This is a genomic window from Chitinophaga hostae (assembly GCF_018224885.1).
Taxonomy (GTDB): Bacteria; Bacteroidota; Bacteroidia; order Chitinophagales; family Chitinophagaceae; genus Chitinophaga; species Chitinophaga hostae.
The window spans coordinates 1-20,615 of record NZ_JAGTXB010000025.1 but is presented as its reverse complement, the minus strand read 5'-3'; the positions used below and the strand labels follow the sequence as shown (position 1 = coordinate 20,615).

The following is a 20,615-nucleotide window of genomic DNA, read 5'->3' as shown; positions in this document are numbered from 1 at the left end:
AAATGAAACAAAGACTCAATGTTGCTAAAAAAGGGATGCCTGCCATGAAATCAATGTATGGTATGGGCACTTATCTTTCGACTTCTCCGGTTAAAAAATCGCTGTTAGAATTAATTTATTACCGGGTGTCCCAGATAAACGGTTGTGCCTACTGCCTGGATATGCATACCAAGGACTTACGCGAACTCGGAGAAACGGAGCAGCGCCTCTATGTTCTACCGGCCTGGCGCGAAGCGCCGTTTTACACTGACCGCGAGCGTGCGGCTTTAGCCTGGGCTGAAGCGCTGACAAAATTAGAAGGTGCCGTATCTGACGAAATATACGATGCCGCGTTAAAGCAATTCAGCGAAGAGGAATTGATTGACATTACGATAGCTGTGATAGCTATAAATGGTTACAATCGCGTAAATCTTGCCTTTCCGAATGTTGCGGTGGTGGGTACCTATAAGCCCGGGGTTCACGCTGTTCAATAATTTTATAAAGTTCATGATAAAACATAATTTTAGTAAAACTCAAAAGGATGAAAGAATTTGCACTGCTATTCAGGCAACCGGGGTTTGACTATAGCAATTTATCGGCTGATGAAATGGCGGTATTAAGAAAAAAATGGGCTGATTGGGCCGCCGTCATCGTAGCAGAAGGACGTTTAGTTAATAACGGCATTCGGCTTGACACTCCTGGTAAAGTGCTCAAAGCAGGGGGAATTTTGACTGATGGGCCTTTCGTGGAGGTCAGAGAAATATTGGGAAGCTTTGTGGTCATCCTTGCAGAAAGTCTGGATGATGCCACAACCGTGGCCCATGGTTGCCCTGTGCTTGACCGGGGTGGTAGTGTAGAGATCAGGCCAGTACTTAATTAATAACTATTTTCAATACGATCTTTCCCGGAAGGCCGGGAAAGATCGTTGCTAGCTATGGAGTGGGAAAATGATGATCTGAAAAATTTATTTCAGCGGGAGTTCACCAAGATGGTTGCTGTTATCAGCAGCAGCTTTGAGTTACAGCATATTGAAGTCGCAGAAGATCTTGTAAGTGAAACCTTCCTGCAAGCCGCCGAAACCTGGGGCGTTAAGGGTATACCCGCAAACCCGGCAGCATGGCTATATTCCGTGGCCAAACAAAAAACACTTTATTATCTACGACGGGATAGGCGGCTTAGAACTAAGGCAGCGCAAATCGCTCCTGAACTGCAAGAGCCCGATATGGATTTTACAGAGCCGGATTTTTCGACCCAGAATATAAAAGACAGCCAGTTAGCCATGATCTTTGCCATTTGCACGCCGGCAATCGCCAGCGAAGCGCAAGTGGGACTGGCCTTACGGATCTTATGCGGGTTTAGCATCGATGAGATAGCGGAGGCTTTTTTTACCAATAAGGAAACGATTAATAAAAGACTTTACCGGGCAAAAGAAAAACTAAGGTCCGAAAATGTAAGCGTTACATTACCACCCGAAACGGAAATTTCAAACAGGCTTGACAATGTACTCCATATTATTTACCTGCTTTTCAGCGAAGGCTACTATTCGAGAACACAAAAACAGATTCTGCGTAAAAAGCTATGCTGGGAAGGGCTGCAATTAGGCCTGATGCTCACCGAAAATGAAAAAACCAATCTCCCAAAAACAAATGCACTGGTGGCGATAATGTGTTTCCATGCATCACGTTTCAACGCACGGCAAACAGCAGATGACTATTTTATAACATACGCAGAGCAGAACGAGCAACTATGGGATGTGGAACTGTTTAACCAGGGAGTACATTATCTGGACTGCGCCGTACAGGGTAATGAAGTTAGCTCCTATCATATCGAAGCGCAGATAGTTTATTGGCATTGCTTAAAAACTGATACCCGGGAAAAATGGGAAGCTATCTTAAAGCTTTATACCCAGCTGCTTCTTATCAATTATTCACCGGCTGTAGCTCTTAATCGGATCTTCGCACTATATAAGGTAAATGGTTGGGAGCTCGCATTAGCTGAAGCCGAAAACCTGAAAATGGATAACAATCATTTCTATTTTATTTTGTTGGGTGAACTATATAAAAATATTGATTTGGAAAAATCCAGGGAATGCTTTCAGCGTTCTTATGCTTTAGCAAAAACACAAACAGAAAAAGTGGTTATCCAGGAAAAAATTAAACAGCTGAACCGGTTTTAAAATTATACGGTGATCCCCACCTATCCTCGCCTTCTACCTCAATAGAGGCGTAACATTGAGGGCTGGCCCTACCTTTCCCTGCATGTATCTATACGCCGTTGCAGGAAATTACGTTCCATAGGATTGCGCGCCAGCGAAAGCGCTGTGCAGAAGCGCTCTTTCGCAACGTGATAATTTCCCCGACGAAGTTCAAGTTCCCCCAGCGTAGCCGGGTAAAACGGGTAAGAAGAGAGACGATGAAGGTCATGGATGACACCTATCTTCTGCAATCCCATTTCCGGGCCATCTACCTGTGCGATAGCAATGGCACGGTTAAGTGCAATAACCGGAGAAGGATGGATAGCCATCAGCATATCATAAAGCGATACTATCTGTTTCCAATCGGTATCTTCGCTTTTAGCGGCACTGGTATGCATGGAAGCAATAGCGGCTTCCATATGATATTTTGTTAGCGCTGTACCGGAAGAAGAAAGATTAAGGAGCGCTTGTCCTTCTGCTATGAAGTTATGATTCCATAAAGACCGGTCCTGCTCGAAGAACGAAACAAGATTACCCGCATCATCTAAACGAGTTGGCAAACGGGCCGCGTTGAAATACATCAGCGCAGCGAGCGCATATGATTGGGGAGTTACTAAAGCAGGTTGTTTGATAAGTAAATTCATCAGCCACATGGCTTCCTCACAAAGCTCCATACGCACTGCCGCCTCTGGTGAAGCGCCATGATATCCTTCGTTGAAAAGCAAATATAATGCTTGCAGCACGGAGGAAAGCCTGGCAGTAAAATCCGCATCGGCAAGATCAAAAAGTTTCGTGGATTCCGCCAATACTTTCTTTGCCCGGGTGATACGTTTTTCAATAGCGGCATGACTGCTCACGAATGCCTGTGCAATCTCTTTTACACTGAATCCGCATAAAATGTGCAATATAAGTGCAATTTGAGCTTCTTCTGAGAGGCGGGGATGGCAGCAGGAAAACATCATACGCAGCTGGGAATCGTTCACCGCGTACGTACTAAACGCCTCCTCTACTGTTGGAACCAGTGTCCATTCCGATTCAAGAAACCTCGCCAGTTCCGGCTCAGACACCCTGGCGGTGCGCTCCCGGCGCAAGATATCCAGGGCACGGTTCTTCGCGGTGGTCATCAGCCATGCAGAAGGATTTTTTGGCAGGCCGCGCAATTTCCACGTTTCCATCGCACGGCAGAAGGCGTCTTGAGTAACGTCTTCTGCCAATGCGAAGTTATCGACTCCGAAAAGCCGGGTAAGTGTGGCAACAATTCTTCCGAATTCATGCCGAAAAAAATGTTCCTCCATATCCATCGCCTGATACTTACTGTCCGATCGGACGTACCTCTACGGAACCGCCATCCTCAAAAATCGGGCATCCCAGGGAAAACCCCACAGCCTGTTCAATGTCTTTGGCCACAATGATGCTATAACCTCCGACCACGTCTTTAGCTTCGGCATAAGGACCGTCGATGACCTGCTTTTTTGCCCCTTTGATTACTTTGCCGCCAGGTTGCAAAGGGTCTCCGAGTGACTTCAGATGACCGTTGTCACTAAGCTCCTTAAGCCAGATCATCCATTTGGCAGTTTTCTGCTGCATTTCCTCCGGAGATGCAGGTAGTTCATAACCCCGATAGAGGTATACAAATTCAGTCATAGCAGTTTTCTTTATGTTGATGGTTAATATTGTATAGATTTTTGTCGGCAGAAATTAATCGTCCAGGGCGCCCATAGTCAGGTTGACGGTCGTCCCCATCATCCCGCTGGCCTTATCGGAAGCGACAAAAGCCGCTACATTCGCCACCTCAGCGAGTGTCATGAAGCGCTTGGGATGATTCATGCCTGCAAGGTAATCTGTGAACTGTTCCCAGGTTACGCCCGCTGGCCTGGCCTTCGTTTCAAATATTTCTCTTATTGTCTCCGTCTCCGGCATGCCGTGCGGTTGCAAACAAACCACACGAATACCCTGAGGTGCGAGTTCAACCGACAGGTATCGGGTAAGCGCCTCCTTGGCAGCCTGTGAGGGACCATAACCTCCGTTTGGCGTGCCTATTTTTGCGGGAGGCGCAGTGACGGTCATGATCACCCCGGATTTATTCGGGAGCATGCGTCTTGCTGCTAATCGCGCTGTCAGAAAGTACGATGTGGTATAACTGGTGATCGGCATAGAGAATTGTTGAAGATCCATATCGACCAGCGAATGCCCCAGGTACCTGGTTGGCGAATTCCCTATCGCATTGAACGAAATATCGATACGGCCTGCCTGCGCCATTACAAACTGCAGATGCTTGTCTATAGCCTGCTCATCAAGGGCATCCACCTCCGCTGCCTCAGCAACGCCGCCAGCAGACACGATGTCCCTGGCAACCGTTTCCACAGATGCCAGGCGGCGCCCTGTAAGAAAAAGCCTGGCTCCTTCGCGTGCGAAGGCACGTGCAACAGCGCCGCCAATTTCACCGCCGCCCCCATAGATCACTACCACTTTGTCTTTTAAGTCATTCATGATGCTATTTTTATGTTGAGAAATTATACGTGAATCATTCACGCTCCACAACTAAGACGTTTGGAGTTATCATTTCCGGACATTTTCCCAACATTTTCATAAAAAATCTCAACGACAAAAAACAAGTCACGTGAAAGTTGACCAGATAGGTAAGACAACCAGGCATTAAAAATTATATCCGATTCAACGAAAAATGCTCCCGGCAGATATATTTAAGAGGAAGGGAGCTTCTGAATAGGCCATAAAGATCCTGTTACCACTGAGTGGCAGGCTGACAATGGTATTGCCATTCAGCATCGTTAAGATCGCTTATATATAGATTTGTTTATACCGGCAGCAACTCGTCTAGCGCTTATCATCCGAAATAGCCTCTTCTATCCTCAAACTCTCCCTATGGATGGCATTAAGCATTTCAGTGACGAATTCAGCCGACAATCCTTCTTTCTTACCTGCCTCTATGCCTTTTTCCAGCACCTTCTGAAATCGGGCTGCCTGTAATGGAGCAATATGATGCTGCTCTTTGTAAACGCCTATCTCACGGACAACTCTTTCTCTTGCGCCCAGCACCTCGAAAAGCTTTCTGTCGAGCGAGTCGATATCTTTCCGTTTGTTTTCTAAGATAGTATCAGTTGTATCAGCAGATGGACTTTGTCCATTTACTTTGTCTGCAATGATTACAGCAGCGAAAGTGATAATAAAGACAAGAAATTTATTTTTCATAGCCCAAGCCCCACCATTATAATGCCATTTTTTGGGGAACCTCGCTGTCATCGCGGAGGGTGCGGAAGCAACACTTCACCATCCTTTGAACATAGATCTGCCAGTTTCCCCTCTAAATGAGTATGGAACCTCATTTCAAAAAAGTCATTCACTGAAACAGCCTTTTTCACATTTATCCGTCCAATTCTTTACATTTAACTATTACATAACCGACCGGGATACCGTTATAACCAGCCCTCAGATCATATCTTCAAGGGTACCACAGATACCATCAACATCCAATACACCCGTAATGACCTGCTGGATATTGTCCAGAACTATCTTTCAGGACACTATATGCCAAACAGCCAACGGCTGTTGTTCACTAACCGTGGTCATGGCGTAGGCAGCCTGGACTTCCAGCAGTTCATGCGGCTGTTCCTCAATGACCCGTATAAAAAAGTAGTATCTGTGAAAAGCGACATTATTGTTTATTGAATAATATGCCCTGGCGGTAACGAGGCTTCCCGGCTAATCAGCTGGTGTTTGCTCCATGTGTGGTATAAGAAAATCCTTTGTTTGTAGCCGGTGTGGATGGAAAAAGCCGTAAGCAGTATAGCTGCTTACGGCCTTGATGATTAATGACAACAGCCCTGTTGACAACAGTTGCCGGTTTTTTTGTCGCAGCACTGTTCTTTAGTAGCCGCTGGCTTTTTGTTTTTTGATTTCTTTTCAATTCCAGCCGCCATCGCTGCTGTGAGGCTCAATGCGCATAATCCTGCGAATAAGAAACGTTTCATCTGGATAAGTTTTAGATGTTTAAAATATTTATCGCTGATAAGACGGACATTTCTGCAAAAGGACGCAGTTATTTTAGCAAAATTTCCTGTTGGGTGATGAATCATTACAGCAGGACAGGATGTTGCCATATTTATCAAATTCGTACTCACAACATCGCAGAATCAATTCTTTCAGTTGCTCCCTGGCCCGCTGCACCCTTGATTTGGCGCCAGATACGGATATGCCGGATATTTCAGCATATTGTTTTTGAGTGTGGCCGTTAAGGTCTGTCATGATCAGGGCCTGCCGGTATATTTCAGGCAATGTATCTATCATAGGTCTCAGACAATCTGCCAATTTATATTCATCATGCGACTTGACAACATTGTCAGCGGGTTCGGGACATTGTGCAGCTGACACCTTCCCTACCTGGTTACGGCGGTAGTGATCTGTTATGACGTTATTCGTCATTCGATACAGATATGCCCTGACGTTATCAGCGGCCTTAACTTTCCTGATGTTGATATAGATTTTCAGAAATACTTCCTGCAAGAGATCCTCACACACGGCATCGTGGCCCATCTGCCCGCAGATGAATTTTTCCAGTTCGGCGCTGAATTGCTTCCATATATCGGTTACCGGCTGTTCCATTACAGGTTTGCTGCTACAAAGGATTTGGTGTAGTCTTTAATGATCTGGCGTACTGTCCTGAACTGCTGCATGATGTCTCCTTCGGTTCCAGTAGCTTTTGCAGGGTCGGGAAAGTTTTCATGAAATTTCTGCGCGGTGGTGGGGAAGAAAGGGCATCTTTCTTTTGCGTTGTCGCAAACAGTAATTACGTAATCGAAAGGTATGTCCTGATATTCCGTAATGTTGTTGGAGGTATGCCCGGAAATGTCGATACCGTCTTCCGCCATGGTGGCAATGGCCCGTGGGTTGACACCGTGTGTTTCCACGCCTGCGCTATACACTTCCGCCTTATCTCCGGCAAAATATCTTAAATAGCCTTCTGCGATTTGGCTGCGGCAGCTGTTGCCGGTACAAAGGACAAGGATTTTTTTCATGTGATGTGTAGTATAATGTGTTGAAGGTTTATGCTTTTACAGTGTTGGCGGGAGTGTTATACCATTTCTTCCGGAGCCAGAAGGCCACGTTTACCAGTGCGATGAGCGCGGGCACTTCTACCAGCGGACCTATCACACCAACGAAAGCCTGACCGGAGTTGATGCCGAACACACCGATAGCTACCGCGATGGCCAGTTCAAAATTGTTACCTGCGGCGGTGAAGGCAATGGAGGCATTCCGGGAATAGTCGGCACCCATTGTTTTGCCCAGCAGGAAACTTACCAAAAACATAATGGCAAAATAGATCATCAGCGGGATAGCTATTCTGATAACATCGAAAGGTATCTGCACGATCAGTTCTCCTTTAAGACTGAACATCACTACAATGGTAAACAGCAGGGATATTAATGTGATCGGAGAAATGAAGGGTACGTATTTTTCCTGATACCATTGCTCTCCTTTCCACGCAATAAGACTATAACGGCTGATAATACCGGCAGCAAACGGGATACCCAGGTAGATACCCACGCTTTTAGCGATTTCGCCAATGGATATAGCTACGGTAAGTCCTTTCATACCAAAAACGGTCGGTAACCAGGTGATGAAGATGTAGGCGTAAACGCTGTACAATAACACCTGGAAGATACTGTTTAAAGCTACCAGTCCGGCGGCGTATTCGCGGTTACCGTCTGCCAGTTCATTCCACACGATAACCATCGCAATACAACGGGCCAGCCCAATCAGGATAAGGCCCGTCATATATTCCGGGTAACCATGCAGAAACACTACGGCCAACACAAACATGAGGATGGGACCAATTACCCAGTTCAGTATCAGGGAAGCGGACAATACTTTTGTATTCCGGAATACCTCACCCATGTTTTCATACCTGACTTTGGCCAGCGGCGGGTACATCATTAAGATCAGCCCTATTGCCAGCGGTATGTTGGTAGTGCCGGATGAAAAGGAGTTGATGAACCCGGCGGACGATGGAAAAAAATATCCTATGCCAACACCAATAGCCATTGCCAGGAATATCCATAAGGTGAGGTAGCGGTCCAGGAAGCCTAGTTGCTTGCGCCGGGCAGGATGGCAGTTTTGCATGATGTTACTGTATATAGTTTAAATATCTGCTTATGTACTTCTTCTTTCAAATAATAGCGTATCTCTCTATGTATGATCCATTTGATTTCAGGTGATCGGTTAGCAGCAGCCCGGAGCACAACATGCAGCATCAAACGGTTTTTCCGCATAAACCGTAACACTATAGATGCCGGTGTCACTGGAACGGAAGGCGGCTATTTCTTCGCCATTCAGGTAGTTGGAAAGAATGTCGTCCGGAATGGTGATGGTCTTTTCTTTCTGGATGGTAATGTTTTTGAAGCCGTTGTTTTCGATCATGTCCAGGTACTCCTTCTTTTGTACGGCGCCGGACACGCAACCAGCATACATTTCCGCCGCCTGCCGGATGCCGGCAGGTAAAGTGCCTTGCAATACTATATCGGAGATACTGAAGTGACCACCGGGTTTCAGCACACGGAAAATTTCTTTGATCACGCCGTTTTTGTTGGGCACCAGGTTCAACACACAATTGCTGACCACCACATCCGCCACGTTGGCTGTAACAGGCATTTGCTCTATGTCGCCCTGACGGAATTCCACATTATTGAAATTCAGTTTCTCTGCATTGGCGCGGGCCTTTTCAATCATGGCAGGCGTAAAGTCGATGCCGATTACTTTTCCTGCTTCCCCGGTTTCCTGTCTGGCGATGAAACAGTCGTTACCAGCGCCGGAACCTAAATCGATGACGGTATCCCCTTTTTTAATTTTTGCAAACTGCGTTGGTAAGCCACATCCCAAACCCAGATCAGCATCGGGATTGTATCCCTCCAGCTGGGAATAATCATCGCTCATGATGTTATATACTTCAGTAGAACAACAACCGGAGCCGCAACAGGAAGATTCGTTGGTAGCCCTGTCCTGTAAAGCGATCTCACTATATTTCTGTTTTACCAGTTCCTTCATTTGTTCCTCGGTAGTCATGGTGTTATTATTATTGTATTATTGCAATATTGCGATATATTCAGGCAAAAAAATATTAGCAGCAGGATGCCTGCAGGTCTACATCCTTAAAAAATGTGTTGAACAGTTCCTTGTATTGCTTCCAAACTTTAGGATTGATACAATAGCATACACTGGCTCCTTCGATGGAACCCTGTATGATACCGGCTATTTTCAGCTCTTTCAGGTGCTGGGAAGTGGTGGCCTGGGCAAGGCCCAGTTCTTCCACTAAATCTCCACAAACACAGGCATTCTTTTTAACCAGGTATTGCAGTATGGCAATACGGGCCGGATGCGCCAGTGCTTTAGCCATGGCGGCTATTTCGTTCTGCTGCTTGGTGAATAGATCTGTCTTTGTGGCGCCCATTGGTTTAAGTGTTTCGCTATCGCAATATTACGATGTATTTTCTAACGAACAAAAAATTTTTATTGAACTGCAGCGACAGGGCTCGATGAGGGAAGATTGCTTAAAATAAGTTATATTAAGCTTTTTCCCGATGAAATAATGCATATATGAGATATACGCTTAGTCTTATCTTTTTGTTAGTATCTGCTACTGTAAGTCATGCGCAGCGTGTTACCTTTAACAAAGGAGGCACCAACAGTAAAAATTATTATGAAGAAATTCCCTATGAATTTATTAATGGTGTTATGTTTGTTACTCCGGAGATTAACGGTATAAAACGAAAATTCCTTTTCGATACGGGTGCTCCTTTGCAGATCACGGATGAACTATTTAAGGAGTTAAAACCTGAGATTATTAATCATACTGAAATAACGGATGCCACAGGAAACAAGGACCGGTTAAATATTGTTTCTATCGCAAATCTTAAACTGAACAACCTTTCTTTCACAGGGATCCCTGCTTTGGTTTCAGGCAGCAGTATTTACAAATGCTGGCAGATTGATGGTGTTATTGGTAGTAATTTACTACGTACAAGCATTGTGCAGATTATACCTGCTAAGCATATTATTATTTTAACGGACGATGAAACAAAACTTTCCCTTAACAGGAAAATGCAAACGACGCTTAAAACCGGGGAGCCACAGAGTTATCCATTATTCACGATACAGCTTTCAGACAAAGAGACGCTGAATGTTGGCTTTGATACAGGTACGAAAGACTTTTTAAGGATGACAGCAGTACATGCAAAACGTTTTGAAAAGGATGGCATCATCGAAAAGATCTCAACCGGCTATGGCATTAATCATATGAGCATTTTAGGTTTAGCCGTGCCGGATAGTTTATCCCGGATGAAAGTGCCATCGCTCAGTATCGCCGGATGTAATTTTACAAATCTGATAACGGAAACAGGTAATAGCAGGAATACAAGAGTGGGTTCAAAATTATTGGACTACGGTATCGTAACCATCGATTTTATACACCACTCCTTTTATTTTGAGCCCACCACTGACAATACTAATCTGAATGAAAAGCTCTTGCCATTGCGACCAATCATAGCCGATAATAAACTGGTAGCTGGTATGGTATGGGGAAGACTTAGAGACGACGTTAAAACAGGTGATCAGATCATGTCAATTGATGGCGAATCCTGCGAGATGATAGACCTTTGCGCATGGATGAATGATAAGGCTGATTGGTTTATGAATAAACAAGCAACCACCCTCACGATAAAAGATGCACAGGGAAACATGAAAAAAATCAGCCTGATCAAAGAATGATATACACCTCTTTGATAAAAGAAACGGCAAACCCTTATCTCCCGCATGCGATTCTGGCATCCGGATCGGGTTCGGTAATTAAGAGTAGGGTCGGGTAATCAGGCGGAGTAACTTAATCTTTCATTTCGACCATGATCAATCTAATGGTGGTTTTTCCAATATTTTTAGCCATATGTGTTACAGCAGGTACATAGATGGCGGATCCGGCTTTGATATCCTGATCCTGGGCCGGTTTATCTTTCTCGGTGAGCTGCACCTTCCCGGAAGTTTCTGCATATACCACATGGTTAGGGTGACTATGCCAGGGTATTTCCATACCTGGTTTCATTTCTACTTTTAGTACACGAACATGTTCATTGTCCAGCAATACTTTCTGATAACCAGCGGGAGCCACTTTTGTTACATCCTGGGCCAGTACCGCGCGAGGCATGCAAAGCGATAACAGGGCTACTATTCCCGGCAGGAATATCCATTTAGAGATTGATTTCATAACCAGTGGTTTAAGTGAAGAATTTCTGACAAAGTTAGCCCCCGGCGCACAACGCCTGAAGCACCGGTTATTATCTGGTCTGGTGTAAAGGAAATCTGGCGAAAGACCATCGATAAATGGTAAACTGCCGCCCAAAAAAAGGCTACGCTAAGCATAGCCTGGTGACCCCTATGGTACAAAATTCGAGCTTTTTATATTCGATTTACGTAAATTAGCTGAAATAGCATAACCAATTACAATATTTAAACAGATCTATCTCTAGCAAGATAATATGCAGGAACAAAAAGGGAAATATGAGGACTCACAGCGGGATGAGCTGGGAATAAAGATTCGCTCAAACGACAATCCTTACCTTCCGGTTGATAGTCAAAAAAAACTGCTGCAACCGCGCAGGTTATCTTCCTATTTTATTGTATTAATTGAAAGCGGTTCAATTACCTATAACATAGACTCACAAAACTTTACGCTTACTGATGGGCACCTGCTTTTTGCGATGCCCAATCAATTTTTTACGCCACCCGCCAAAACAGACGATCTTAAATATTTCAAGCTGCTGTTTGACGAAAATACTTTGGCATTATTGCCCCAACAGTATCCCTTTTTGGTCAACCCCTTAAACGCACAAATCATCGTTCTTGACCATGCTGCAAAAGAAAGGGTAATAAAGGTTTTTGGAATTCTAAACCAGCTACTTTACTCAGATAAATATGAGACCGACACTGAAATAATATTAGCTTATCTGAACACATTGCTATCAGAATTAAACAGTGCCTATTTCAAAAACAAAGAACCCGCCAATATCTTAAACGCCAACCTTTCAAAGTTTATCGAATTCAAATTAGTCGTGGAAACGCACCTTACAGAGCAACCTTCCATGAACGCCATTGCGGAAAAATTAGCTTTAACGACAAACAGTCTGTACCGGATTGTAAAAGAATATGCCGGCACATCGCCAAAAGACTATTTTATTAACCGTTTGATAGCGGAAGCCCAGAGAAAATTACGCTATTCTAATACTTCTATCAAAGAATTGGCCTATGAACTGGGCTTTAATGACCCTGATTACTTCTCCAGGCTCTTCAAAAAAAGTACAGGAAAAAGTGCAAGTGAATTTTTGCCCAAGCAAGATTTGTCGGGGAAATAAAATGAATTGTCCATTCCCGCTATTTTTCAGCCCCCTACTTTTGCTTCATAAAATTCATACAAGAAATGAAATTTGCATTAGTAACAGGAGCTAACAAAAGCATTGGCTTTGAAGTTGCACAGCAGCTGGCTCAAAAAGGGGTTTATGTTTACCTCGGCAGTCGTAATATAGAAAATGGTATTGAAGCCGTTGATAAATTAAAAGCGAACGGATTAAACAATGTAGAAGTTATTCAGCTTGACATTACGGATGACGAATCCGTAATTAAAGCCCGTAAAGAAATAGGTAAAAAAACAAACGTGTTGGACATACTTATTAATAATGCGGGTATCTATGGTGGTTATCCGCAAATGGCACTTAACTCAACCATTGATCAGTTTAAAGCAACCTATGATGCTAATGTTTATGGCGTGGTGCGGGTTACACAGGCATTTATTGATTTATTGGAAAAGTCGTCAGCACCCCGTATTGTAAATGTAAGTTCAAGCCAAGGTTCAATTACGCTACACAGCGATCCAAATTATAAATACTACGACTACAAAGGTGCGGTATATCTTTCTTCAAAATCGGCCCTGAATATGTATACCGTTGTTTTGGCTTACGAACTTAAAAATACCAACTTCAAAATAAATGCCGTTTGCCCGGGATATACAAAAACGGATTTCAATGGCCATCGTGGGCCGGGAACTGTCAACGATGCAGGAAAACGGGTAGTAAAATATGCGCTGATTGACAATGATGGCCCAACGGGAAAATTTTTCAGCGAGGAAAATAATCCTGAAACAGGAGAAATCCCGTGGTAACGCGGATGAAGTATAAGAACTAAAATAGCGAACCGCTAACAGGGTATTTGCACCGACGTAAGATTACCAAGCCTGCGTTAAGCGCAGGCCTGGTAATCTTACGTAATGGATAAAAAGCCATTGCGGCTTTTAAAGGAATCTTAGTCACAACAAAACTGACGACTAAAGGGAGAATAAAAATCATTGCAATAATCCTCAAAGATCAACCTGGATATAGACTATTGTATAGCGGCAGATAATATACGGTTGACCATTTCCGCGATTTCATTGTCTGCAAGGTCTGACCGGTTGGAAAGCCAGATCATACCGGTCTTTTTATCTGGCACAACCACGCAGTAACTACGAAAGCCCAGTGCGCCTCCACTTTTCCATATGCGACTGCCATTGATAGTATCCCTGGAAATCTGCCAGCCCAGGCCCAGCGTAAGATCACCATCGGTAAAAGTCTGCTTATGGGAAAGCCGGATTGCAGGCAGCGTCTCATCAATGTTTGCTTTTACATAATTCGCCATGTCGCGACTGTCGGAAATGATCGCCCCGGCGCCGCCAAACATGTTCCAGTTTCCATGCGGCATTGTGATGCCATCAGCGTTGTAACCTTTTGTATAACTTGTTGTATCACTTATCGCCGGCGCTGTTCGCGTTGCCGGCATATCCAGTGGACCAGTAATATACTTTTTTAGCAATTGCTGGTAGGACAGGCCGTAAGCCTTTTCCAGGATAATACCGAGCAGCTTCATGCCTGTATTGGAATAGGCATATCTGGCGCCGGGCAGCGTATCGATCTTTACGGAATGCAGATCAGCGAAAAATTTGTTATTGGTATAATGATCGTACATTTTCAACACATCAAATTCATTCTTGAAAGTATCCAGGTTAGGCAACTCCAACGGAAGACCGGAAGTATGGTTAGCGAGGTTAACGATTTTTAAGGGAGCCCCCTGATATTGCAGGTTGGGAAAGTCGCCCGGCATAAATTTCCGGATATCATCGTCCAACGAAATTTTGTGGTCCAGTACCGCTTGTGCCAGTAAAATGCCGGTAAATGTTTTTGCGATCGAAGCCAGCTCAAATATGGTCTGTGAAGCAGGTAGCTGCGTTTTGCCTTTTTCTACCGTACCGTAATTATAAAAGTGTTTATGACCGTTACTAACTACGCCGACAGACAGGCCTGCCAAATGTTGTGTAAGCATAAAGTCGATTGTGTTGTAGTGGACAACCGAATCCAACTGCGTTATCAGTGGATTATCATTTGGGATAGGTGCAGCATACACTTTGGACACCGGTAAATGATAGGATTGAAAGTCAAATCCGTCAAAACCACCTGTGTCTGATAAGGTCAATTTAAAAGTCATTACCTTTTTTGCGCCATCCCACATAAAATATTTTGTATTTCCAGTGTCTGTCATTAAAGCATTGTGTCTAATCGGTCCGGTTTGCGACCTCATATAATTTAGCCAGCCTGCAATACCATCCGGGTTGGCCTTTGATTTCCAGGAAGCGGAACCGAGATCATAAAATCCGCTGAAGTCATCCCGATTGTAGCGGGCAACGAGCGAATCCTGGATAACATATTGTGCCTGCGCCTGCAGGCTGTTGTGCAGGAAAAGTCCGGATAATAGGGAAAGTATTATTTTCATAAATGAAGATGATTTCTCGGAGCTCATGAAACGCGACACCGTTGCAGATATTTCCTTATAAAATCTTTTCACGCCTTAAGCCTTCAATTGCTATGCCATGAACTCAATAAGCTAATTATCAGAAGTTTTAATATTAGTTAAATGTACACTCGAATATCGAACCTTTTACTTTCTGATCTTCACAAACTAGCTCAAATCGATAGTTCTTGGAAATCTCCCTTCTTCGTTTATATCATAAAGTGATCATTTGCATAAAAATCTTGGCGCACACAAAGATTTTATTTGTGCAACACTGTCAAATTTGCGCTATAAAAAAAGTAATATGAATCATTCCCGAACTATCAATGTATTATCCCGCATATACCTGTTCCTGTCTGCGGGAAGTTTTTTAATGGTGAGTATGATGGGCTTTTTCAGCCCCCAGGCGGTTATGGACCTTGTACAGGTGAAGTTGCCTAACAGCGATGCTTTCAGTTCTATCAGAGGGGTATATGGCGGCGTTGGGCTCACCATCGCCATCATGCTGGTGCGTTGGGCGTTTAAAGATATACAACAGGGTGTAATTTTCTTGTGTTGGCTTTGGGGTTTGTATGCGCTGTCGAGGATAATTACCTGGATGGTAGAAGGACCGCTGGGGGCTTTTGGTACACAATGGCTGATCATTGAAAGTGTATTTTTTACATTGGGCGCGTTGCTGTGGCTGCGTCTGCGGAAAAGCGGATTTGCCTTCAAGGGGTACCGCGACGGAGTAGACCATGGTGGAAATGGAGGCGCACCTGATAAGATTAACAAAGGAGGACAAATCAAACTATATTAAGTGTATTGATAAGGCCCGGTTGGATACAACTATAAATTTCTCCGGATGCCGCGATGATGTTCATGCTTTTAGCAAAATTGTTTTTTTAGCTAACTCCCCTAAGCATAGTCTAAAGGGGGCCTTTACAACTGATTGTTGGGATAAGTTAGGGAGAAATGATTTGCGTTATTTTAATGATATATACCATCATATTCAATCCAGGTATTGGGGCAAATTTAAAGATTTATAAAGGCTGTAAATTGGGTAAACCGTCCCCAAAAATATTTTGGCATCTCAAATTGAAACATTTTCTATATATTAGAATGGCACACCGCAGGTCGCGGTGACGGCTCAACAGAGGTAGTGATGTAAAAGTGACAAAATATTTATTAGCTAATCATAATTACAATATTATGGAAACGGTAGATGATATTTATGAAAAATTAGTCCAAGCTGTTTCTAACAGCATTGAAACGAATACCTGGCGAAAAGCTCAGCTTCACCTGGAGGTATTAGGGACTAGTGTGGATTTTAAAGGGTACCTGAATGACAATGAACGGTTCAATGCGCCGGGAGGCTTTTCATTGGCCAAGTCTGTCCTTAATCTCCATTCAATTACTACCGAGGGCGGCAACAATAAATGGAACAGGGCGATTTTTACAGTAACTCCTGATGGTAAATTCAATATGGAATTTATCTGGGATCAGGCACTACAAGATGAAGTTGATTTTTTGGCAAAAACATAATGATATCATTCGTCAGGGACTCCGAAGAGTTAAACTTATTCATGGTTATTTGAGAATAATTGTCTTTATAATATCACTAGTATGCCTCGCCAATATTTAGCTGTGACCGTTTTTTCATTCGATGCAATATTACGATAACCCGTATAAGCGGTATAGTTAGAAGTTAACCAGTTATTCACCGATGTTAGCAATAAATAAAAAGACTGCTCAAGGTAGTGATACACCTTGAGACAGCCTTCTATTTTGATATTTTCTTGTGATGTACTTAGGCAAGCGCCGTTGCTACTACGGCATTAGCTGCCGGTACCGGCAGCTTTACACCCAGGAACGCCGCATAGTAATCCAGTCCATGCTGAGGGGCCACCTGACCAAGCCAGTCTGTGATACTGTTCTCGGTAAGATTAGGGTCCAGGTTTGTCGGAAAGATGATATAATTATTCTGTATTGGCTGTACGTAGCCATTCTTCGCGAATATACCCGCTATAGCCATATACGCGTCATGCAACGTGAGGTTCGGACCGTTGAGGGTAATTGTTTTGGGATTAAGCGTAACTGTAATCTTGTGCGCATCCGGTGTTTTAGGTGCAAACGTATTGCTGGTATAGACGAGCCCGGTAAACACAGGAAACTTGGGAACCATGTCATTCTGGTTCTCGTAGTGCCATGCAGTAGTCAGTTTGTTGTCCAGGTCCAGCGCAAAATCAGCGTTTCCGGAAGCGGGTGCCGCAAAGGTGAAAAGCGAAATATTGGCAGTGGAAATATTCCTGCTTATCAGCGTTTGCACAAAATAGGAGGCATATACATTGGCTATATTACCCCCAAGGCTATGCCCTGCAATGATCAGGCGGTTGTCTCCGCCGGTCGCATGGGCCAGGAGGTACTCTCCAACATTTTTACCAGATCCCAGCGCATCTTCCATCAGGAGCAGGTTCGTGAAGGCGATATAAGCTCCTGCGGCAATAAGTGGCTTTGAAGTTGTGGGGGCATAAGGCCAGTGCAGCATTACAATCGCATTCAGGTCTTCCAGTATCCAGTTAGCGAAGGTGTCCCAGCTAGTAAAGCCGTCGAATGCCGATCCACGGATAACCAACGCATACTTTTTTTCGGAAGCATTGTACGCCACAAATGCATAGTTGTCGTCAATAGTCGGTTTGCCATTCCAGACGATCTTCCAACCAGGCATGAGCTTGCCGATATCATTGACGATATTCAGATCAAGCGTTAATGCGCACAGCTGTACGGCAATTTTTGCATCTGCGGGTTGTTGCCCGCCATTACTGGATTGGGCTGTTGTTTGGGAAGTTTTGGGTTCCATAGTACATGGTGATTTGAGGGTGAAAAAAAATGGTTATAGGTCTATAAGGTTATATTGAGCGATCGAATTTAGTAAAATTATCTGGATTCCTCACATAATAAATAAATTTACAAAATATATACAGCGTCTCAGCTCATGGAGTATATAAATACCTGGACTATGGAGAATTTGAAAAAAGGAATTTTAAAAAAATGCCCAATAATTTATCGAAAGGAATTGAATGTCCAGAAAATTTGCTCGCTCAGGTAAATGAACTTCTACAAGGCTTTAATTACTTCAGCGTACTTAGTTTTACATTGGAGGTGAACTTTATGGTGCTAACTTGAATCCATTTGGGCTTTGAAAATCTGATTCAATCCCTATCCCCAATGAAACTTTGCACAAACTATTCCCGATAGAAAATCTAACAATAAAAATAGGGAATCTAATCATTTCCCTGTAACTTCATGGGTACAGACCTTCTTCAAGATAAGAAAAAGCATCGGCATCCTGATATTCTGTTAATCGGAAGATTTCCAATATAAAATATTAACCTCAAAAATCAAATATCTAAAATTTCCCCCTCATGAAAAACATTATTCCAGGCTTATTAGCCATTACCATTTTCTTTGCGGCCTGTAAAAAAGATCAGGCCAAAAAAGATTCGCCGGTTGATAATCATGAAAAATATTCTTTACAATTTAACGTATCAACCTTCTCCCAGGAAATTACAGATAATAACAACAATAAAGCATCTGGAGCATTGGATAGGACCCCTTCGGATACACTAAAAGATCATATCAACTTTATAACCTATAAGGTATTTGATGCCCAGACTCAGAAACTTATCAAAACAATTAATCAAAGTGGCACCGGAAATGACACATTTGGTCAGTTGAATGATACACTTCCTACCGGCAACTATGTTATTGCCATTGCCGCATCTCCGGATTCCATCTTTAATGGTTATTCCATACCAGATATTGATGGTATGGTGAACTGGCTCCCTGGCAGTGATATGTTCTACCGGAGAATGGAATTAACGATCAGCGGACCGGTTTCACAGCCTGTCGTACTAGAGAGGATTGTATCTAAGGTAAGTGTTATCATTAAAGATCAGATACCTTATAACGCAAAGTATCTTAGCTATCAGCCACAGACCAACGGGTCAATATTGGAGGGGCTTCCTCCCTACTTCAGCTATTTTTCCGGAGCTGTGATTCGGGGAAACGACAGGAGTACTTTCGAGATGGCGAAAATTGTTACTACGCTTCCTGATTCTGTCCTGGGGACTAACAACTATAAGTTTGATTTTTACATAACAAATACTGGTACACAAAAGATTCAATTGGATTTGCAGTGCGCTACCGAACCTGAATTAGAATGGAAAGTCATCGCACAAAAAGTTATTTCTAATATTCAGGTTACAAAGAATAAAAACACCATCCTGTCGGGTACACTCTTTGCTCCTGTCGGAAGTGGTACCAGCGTTGGCGTGGACGGGGCGTGGGCAAAGGATAGTGTCTTCGTATCTTATTAAACTGCAGCAGTTCTTCCATATGGTGAACTATAGGCTTTGAAGCAAAACAGGGAAAGATTTACATCTACAATTGTAAACTTATTCCCTGTTTGTGCGTTTGATAAATTGCTCCAATATCCTCCAAATGTACAATCGTATTTGAACCCAATCCTGTGTTGTCCTGATACATTTATGCCCTAACATCTGGCTCACCGTTTCAATCGGCACATCATTTTCCAGCGTTACTGTAGTTGCAAATGTATGCCGTGCGGTATACGTGGTTAAGTGCTTATTTATCCGTTGTAAGATGCAGTACATCTGTGTAAGCATAGCCCGTAAAACAGCAGAACAAATAAATATCTCTCACCTCCTCCAGTCTTGGAATCAGCTCTTTGTTATACAAAGCCATAATTTCGTCCCTTGTAAGCCGTTCCCGCTGCGGTTCTTCGTAGCTGCACTTAAACCTGCTCAGTGGGCTAACGACCAACCAGCCTTGATCTACAGCCAATTTGAGCATCTGTTTTAAAATCTTCACATACTTCATAGCAGTATTAGCCCCTATCCCCTGCGCGGTGGTGAGGAAGTGTTCAAAATCAGGGGCAAAAGAAAACTTGATTTCGGAAAGCGGCTTATCTGATACATGGAAATGCGATTTTAAAAACGCTACCACTTTCTCTTTTGTGATCTCAAAGCGTTTCAGCGTTCGCCCGGACTTCATTCCGGCTTTTACCTTCTCTGCAAACCGGCGGTTATGGAAGTCTATCGCTTCACATAATGTACGCGAGTATTCAGTAATTCCCACAAAGGAATTTTTGACAGAACTAGCGGTGACTGTAATTAACAGGCTGTAATGCTTTTATAGATCCGCTTTCAGGATTATTAGCTGCCGGTTAATGGCTTTCACTTCTTCGGAATTTCCTTTAACAGGTTGAGAGGCCGCATTCCATAACGCCGGGGTTACATACTGATACGTGGAAAGTTCTGCACGTTTGCCGCCTACGCTGACGCGAAGATAGATAGCGGGCTTATTGTTTTTAGTACGGCTCTTATTGAGCCAGAAAAGAACAGAAAAACTGGTCATACACCACTTGTTTTTAGTTAACCAAAATTGTTTCAATTGCACTTATCCTGACATCACTTAACATTGGTCAAACGCAATACAGTATAGCATTTAAAGCCAGTGACGGTTAGCACAATTTAATCAATCTGATGCTAACCGCAACGCTCACTTT

At 43.5% G+C, this 20,615-nt stretch carries 25 protein-coding genes; 10 read left to right on the top strand and 15 right to left on the bottom strand.

From position 1 onward, the window contains the following. The first annotated feature begins 2 nt into the window (after positions 1–2). Genes KE626_RS30785 through KE626_RS30775 form a run of 3 tightly spaced genes read left to right on the top strand, consistent with a single transcriptional unit; the run spans position 3 to position 2,155 of the window. A complete protein-coding gene (locus KE626_RS30785) occupies positions 3–473 on the top strand; it encodes a carboxymuconolactone decarboxylase family protein (protein ID WP_211976921.1) in 471 nt (156 codons plus the stop codon). A 47-nt stretch (positions 474–520) separates the two neighbouring features. Further along, the gene (locus KE626_RS30780; RefSeq protein ID WP_211976920.1) at positions 521–859 is read left to right on the top strand and encodes a YciI family protein; all 339 of its coding nucleotides are present in this window, start codon (positions 521–523) and stop codon (positions 857–859) included. A gap of 54 nt (positions 860–913) precedes the next feature. Further along, positions 914–2,155 (top strand): RNA polymerase sigma factor, encoded by a 1,242-nt coding sequence (locus KE626_RS30775; RefSeq protein WP_211976919.1) that lies wholly within the window; start codon positions 914–916, stop codon positions 2,153–2,155. 68 nt (positions 2,156–2,223) lie between these two features. Here the strand turns inward: KE626_RS30775 and KE626_RS30770 are convergent, their stop codons facing one another. The 4 genes from KE626_RS30770 to KE626_RS30755 all read right to left on the bottom strand — a co-directional run bounded on the left by KE626_RS30770 (position 2,224) and on the right by KE626_RS30755 (position 5,383). Further along, positions 2,224–3,468, bottom strand: a complete 1,245-nt coding sequence (locus tag KE626_RS30770) for an RNA polymerase sigma factor (protein WP_211976918.1) — start codon at positions 3,466–3,468, stop codon at positions 2,224–2,226. A 16-nt stretch (positions 3,469–3,484) separates the two neighbouring features. After that, a complete protein-coding gene (locus tag KE626_RS30765; RefSeq protein WP_211976917.1) occupies positions 3,485–3,817 on the bottom strand; it encodes a YciI family protein in 333 nt (110 codons plus the stop codon). A 54-nt stretch (positions 3,818–3,871) separates the two neighbouring features. Next, on the bottom strand, positions 3,872–4,663 hold the full coding sequence (locus KE626_RS30760; RefSeq protein ID WP_211976916.1) for an SDR family NAD(P)-dependent oxidoreductase: 792 nt from the start codon (positions 4,661–4,663) through the stop codon (positions 3,872–3,874). Positions 4,664–5,008: 345 nt separating this feature from the next. Further along, positions 5,009–5,383 carry a chorismate mutase gene (locus KE626_RS30755; protein ID WP_211976915.1) on the bottom strand — a complete coding sequence of 125 codons (375 nt, stop codon included), beginning with the start codon at positions 5,381–5,383 and terminating at the stop codon, positions 5,009–5,011. 336 nt (positions 5,384–5,719) lie between these two features. On the opposite strand from KE626_RS30755, the gene KE626_RS30750 reads away from it, so the two are divergent. Beyond that, a complete protein-coding gene (locus tag KE626_RS30750; RefSeq protein WP_211976914.1) occupies positions 5,720–5,860 on the top strand; it encodes a hypothetical protein in 141 nt (46 codons plus the stop codon). A gap of 375 nt (positions 5,861–6,235) precedes the next feature. On the opposite strand, the gene KE626_RS30745 is transcribed toward KE626_RS30750, so the two are convergent. The 5 genes from KE626_RS30745 to KE626_RS30725 all read right to left on the bottom strand — a co-directional run bounded on the left by KE626_RS30745 (position 6,236) and on the right by KE626_RS30725 (position 9,635). Beyond that, complete coding sequence (locus KE626_RS30745) at positions 6,236–6,793, bottom strand: sigma-70 family RNA polymerase sigma factor (RefSeq protein WP_211976913.1); 558 nt, start codon at positions 6,791–6,793, stop codon at positions 6,236–6,238. Further along, positions 6,793–7,206, bottom strand: a complete 414-nt coding sequence (locus tag KE626_RS30740; protein ID WP_211976912.1) for an arsenate reductase ArsC — start codon at positions 7,204–7,206, stop codon at positions 6,793–6,795. Before KE626_RS30740 ends, KE626_RS30745 begins: the two co-directional genes overlap by 1 nt. A gap of 28 nt (positions 7,207–7,234) precedes the next feature. Continuing rightward, positions 7,235–8,311, bottom strand: coding sequence for an ACR3 family arsenite efflux transporter (gene arsB, locus KE626_RS30735; RefSeq protein ID WP_211976911.1), 1,077 nt, complete (start codon positions 8,309–8,311; stop codon positions 7,235–7,237). Positions 8,312–8,410: 99 nt separating this feature from the next. Beyond that, entirely contained in the window at positions 8,411–9,250 is an 840-nt protein-coding gene (locus tag KE626_RS30730) for an arsenite methyltransferase (protein WP_211976910.1), read from the bottom strand. Between the two features lie 55 nt (positions 9,251–9,305). Further along, the gene (locus KE626_RS30725; protein ID WP_211976909.1) at positions 9,306–9,635 is read right to left on the bottom strand and encodes an ArsR/SmtB family transcription factor; all 330 of its coding nucleotides are present in this window, start codon (positions 9,633–9,635) and stop codon (positions 9,306–9,308) included. Between the two features lie 146 nt (positions 9,636–9,781). Here KE626_RS30725 and KE626_RS30720 point away from each other — a divergent pair, with 146 nt between their 5' ends. Further along, the gene (locus KE626_RS30720; protein WP_211976908.1) at positions 9,782–10,951 is read left to right on the top strand and encodes a retropepsin-like aspartic protease; all 1,170 of its coding nucleotides are present in this window, start codon (positions 9,782–9,784) and stop codon (positions 10,949–10,951) included. Between the two features lie 112 nt (positions 10,952–11,063). On the opposite strand, the gene KE626_RS30715 is transcribed toward KE626_RS30720, so the two are convergent. Continuing rightward, a complete protein-coding gene (locus KE626_RS30715) occupies positions 11,064–11,441 on the bottom strand; it encodes a cupin domain-containing protein (protein ID WP_211976907.1) in 378 nt (125 codons plus the stop codon). A gap of 271 nt (positions 11,442–11,712) precedes the next feature. Here KE626_RS30715 and KE626_RS30710 point away from each other — a divergent pair, with 271 nt between their 5' ends. Further along, positions 11,713–12,585 carry an AraC family transcriptional regulator gene (locus KE626_RS30710; RefSeq protein ID WP_211976906.1) on the top strand — a complete coding sequence of 291 codons (873 nt, stop codon included), beginning with the start codon at positions 11,713–11,715 and terminating at the stop codon, positions 12,583–12,585. A gap of 65 nt (positions 12,586–12,650) precedes the next feature. Next, entirely contained in the window at positions 12,651–13,388 is a 738-nt protein-coding gene (locus KE626_RS30705; RefSeq protein ID WP_211976905.1) for an SDR family oxidoreductase, read from the top strand. 218 nt (positions 13,389–13,606) lie between these two features. Here the strand turns inward: KE626_RS30705 and KE626_RS30700 are convergent, their stop codons facing one another. Next, the gene (locus KE626_RS30700) at positions 13,607–15,028 is read right to left on the bottom strand and encodes a serine hydrolase domain-containing protein (RefSeq protein WP_211976904.1); all 1,422 of its coding nucleotides are present in this window, start codon (positions 15,026–15,028) and stop codon (positions 13,607–13,609) included. Between the two features lie 322 nt (positions 15,029–15,350). Between KE626_RS30700 and KE626_RS30695 the strand changes: the two genes are divergently transcribed. Together KE626_RS30695 and KE626_RS30690 are read left to right on the top strand one after the other, a co-directional pair. Then, entirely contained in the window at positions 15,351–15,845 is a 495-nt protein-coding gene (locus tag KE626_RS30695) for a DUF4345 domain-containing protein (protein WP_211976903.1), read from the top strand. 392 nt (positions 15,846–16,237) lie between these two features. Further along, positions 16,238–16,570 (top strand): hypothetical protein, encoded by a 333-nt coding sequence (locus tag KE626_RS30690; RefSeq protein WP_211976902.1) that lies wholly within the window; start codon positions 16,238–16,240, stop codon positions 16,568–16,570. Between the two features lie 265 nt (positions 16,571–16,835). On the opposite strand, the gene KE626_RS30685 is transcribed toward KE626_RS30690, so the two are convergent. After that, positions 16,836–17,885 carry a lipase family protein gene (locus tag KE626_RS30685; protein ID WP_211976901.1) on the bottom strand — a complete coding sequence of 350 codons (1,050 nt, stop codon included), beginning with the start codon at positions 17,883–17,885 and terminating at the stop codon, positions 16,836–16,838. Positions 17,886–18,450: 565 nt separating this feature from the next. Between KE626_RS30685 and KE626_RS30680 the strand changes: the two genes are divergently transcribed. Further along, a complete protein-coding gene (locus KE626_RS30680) occupies positions 18,451–19,404 on the top strand; it encodes a DUF6562 domain-containing protein (RefSeq protein ID WP_211976900.1) in 954 nt (317 codons plus the stop codon). A 78-nt stretch (positions 19,405–19,482) separates the two neighbouring features. On the opposite strand, the gene KE626_RS35230 is transcribed toward KE626_RS30680, so the two are convergent. The 3 genes from KE626_RS35230 to KE626_RS30665 are packed head-to-tail and all read right to left on the bottom strand — an operon-like array spanning position 19,483 to position 20,464. Next, positions 19,483–19,701: a tyrosine-type recombinase/integrase gene (locus tag KE626_RS35230; RefSeq protein WP_211976899.1), complete on the bottom strand. Its 219-nt coding sequence runs from the start codon at positions 19,699–19,701 to the stop codon at positions 19,483–19,485. Then, positions 19,673–20,185 (bottom strand): site-specific integrase, encoded by a 513-nt coding sequence (locus tag KE626_RS30670; protein ID WP_211976898.1) that lies wholly within the window; start codon positions 20,183–20,185, stop codon positions 19,673–19,675. Before KE626_RS30670 ends, KE626_RS35230 begins: the two co-directional genes overlap by 29 nt. Before the next feature lie 54 nt (positions 20,186–20,239). After that, the gene (locus tag KE626_RS30665; RefSeq protein WP_211976897.1) at positions 20,240–20,464 is read right to left on the bottom strand and encodes an Arm DNA-binding domain-containing protein; all 225 of its coding nucleotides are present in this window, start codon (positions 20,462–20,464) and stop codon (positions 20,240–20,242) included. Positions 20,465–20,615 lie beyond the last annotated feature (151 nt).

What these genes read in the sequence shown, in the direction of transcription:
- KE626_RS30785 (WP_211976921.1), top strand. Translation starts at nt 3, where the DNA reads ATGAAACAAAGACTCAATGTTGCTAAAAAAGGGATGCCTGCCATGAAA.
- KE626_RS30780 (WP_211976920.1), top strand. Translation starts at nt 521, where the DNA reads ATGAAAGAATTTGCACTGCTATTCAGGCAACCGGGGTTTGACTATAGC.
- KE626_RS30775 (WP_211976919.1), top strand. Translation starts at nt 914, where the DNA reads ATGGAGTGGGAAAATGATGATCTGAAAAATTTATTTCAGCGGGAGTTC.
- KE626_RS30770 (WP_211976918.1), bottom strand. Translation starts at nt 3,468, where the DNA reads ATGGAGGAACATTTTTTTCGGCATGAATTCGGAAGAATTGTTGCCACA.
- KE626_RS30765 (WP_211976917.1), bottom strand. Translation starts at nt 3,817, where the DNA reads ATGACTGAATTTGTATACCTCTATCGGGGTTATGAACTACCTGCATCT.
- KE626_RS30760 (WP_211976916.1), bottom strand. Translation starts at nt 4,663, where the DNA reads ATGAATGACTTAAAAGACAAAGTGGTAGTGATCTATGGGGGCGGCGGT.
- KE626_RS30755 (WP_211976915.1), bottom strand. Translation starts at nt 5,383, where the DNA reads ATGAAAAATAAATTTCTTGTCTTTATTATCACTTTCGCTGCTGTAATC.
- KE626_RS30750 (WP_211976914.1), top strand. Translation starts at nt 5,720, where the DNA reads ATGCCAAACAGCCAACGGCTGTTGTTCACTAACCGTGGTCATGGCGTA.
- KE626_RS30745 (WP_211976913.1), bottom strand. Translation starts at nt 6,793, where the DNA reads ATGGAACAGCCGGTAACCGATATATGGAAGCAATTCAGCGCCGAACTG.
- KE626_RS30740 (WP_211976912.1), bottom strand. Translation starts at nt 7,206, where the DNA reads ATGAAAAAAATCCTTGTCCTTTGTACCGGCAACAGCTGCCGCAGCCAA.
- arsB (WP_211976911.1), bottom strand. Translation starts at nt 8,311, where the DNA reads ATGCAAAACTGCCATCCTGCCCGGCGCAAGCAACTAGGCTTCCTGGAC.
- KE626_RS30730 (WP_211976910.1), bottom strand. Translation starts at nt 9,250, where the DNA reads ATGACTACCGAGGAACAAATGAAGGAACTGGTAAAACAGAAATATAGT.
- KE626_RS30725 (WP_211976909.1), bottom strand. Translation starts at nt 9,635, where the DNA reads ATGGGCGCCACAAAGACAGATCTATTCACCAAGCAGCAGAACGAAATA.
- KE626_RS30720 (WP_211976908.1), top strand. Translation starts at nt 9,782, where the DNA reads ATGAGATATACGCTTAGTCTTATCTTTTTGTTAGTATCTGCTACTGTA.
- KE626_RS30715 (WP_211976907.1), bottom strand. Translation starts at nt 11,441, where the DNA reads ATGAAATCAATCTCTAAATGGATATTCCTGCCGGGAATAGTAGCCCTG.
- KE626_RS30710 (WP_211976906.1), top strand. Translation starts at nt 11,713, where the DNA reads ATGCAGGAACAAAAAGGGAAATATGAGGACTCACAGCGGGATGAGCTG.
- KE626_RS30705 (WP_211976905.1), top strand. Translation starts at nt 12,651, where the DNA reads ATGAAATTTGCATTAGTAACAGGAGCTAACAAAAGCATTGGCTTTGAA.
- KE626_RS30700 (WP_211976904.1), bottom strand. Translation starts at nt 15,028, where the DNA reads ATGAAAATAATACTTTCCCTATTATCCGGACTTTTCCTGCACAACAGC.
- KE626_RS30695 (WP_211976903.1), top strand. Translation starts at nt 15,351, where the DNA reads ATGAATCATTCCCGAACTATCAATGTATTATCCCGCATATACCTGTTC.
- KE626_RS30690 (WP_211976902.1), top strand. Translation starts at nt 16,238, where the DNA reads ATGGAAACGGTAGATGATATTTATGAAAAATTAGTCCAAGCTGTTTCT.
- KE626_RS30685 (WP_211976901.1), bottom strand. Translation starts at nt 17,885, where the DNA reads ATGGAACCCAAAACTTCCCAAACAACAGCCCAATCCAGTAATGGCGGG.
- KE626_RS30680 (WP_211976900.1), top strand. Translation starts at nt 18,451, where the DNA reads ATGAAAAACATTATTCCAGGCTTATTAGCCATTACCATTTTCTTTGCG.
- KE626_RS35230 (WP_211976899.1), bottom strand. Translation starts at nt 19,701, where the DNA reads ATGTACTGCATCTTACAACGGATAAATAAGCACTTAACCACGTATACC.
- KE626_RS30665 (WP_211976897.1), bottom strand. Translation starts at nt 20,464, where the DNA reads ATGACCAGTTTTTCTGTTCTTTTCTGGCTCAATAAGAGCCGTACTAAA.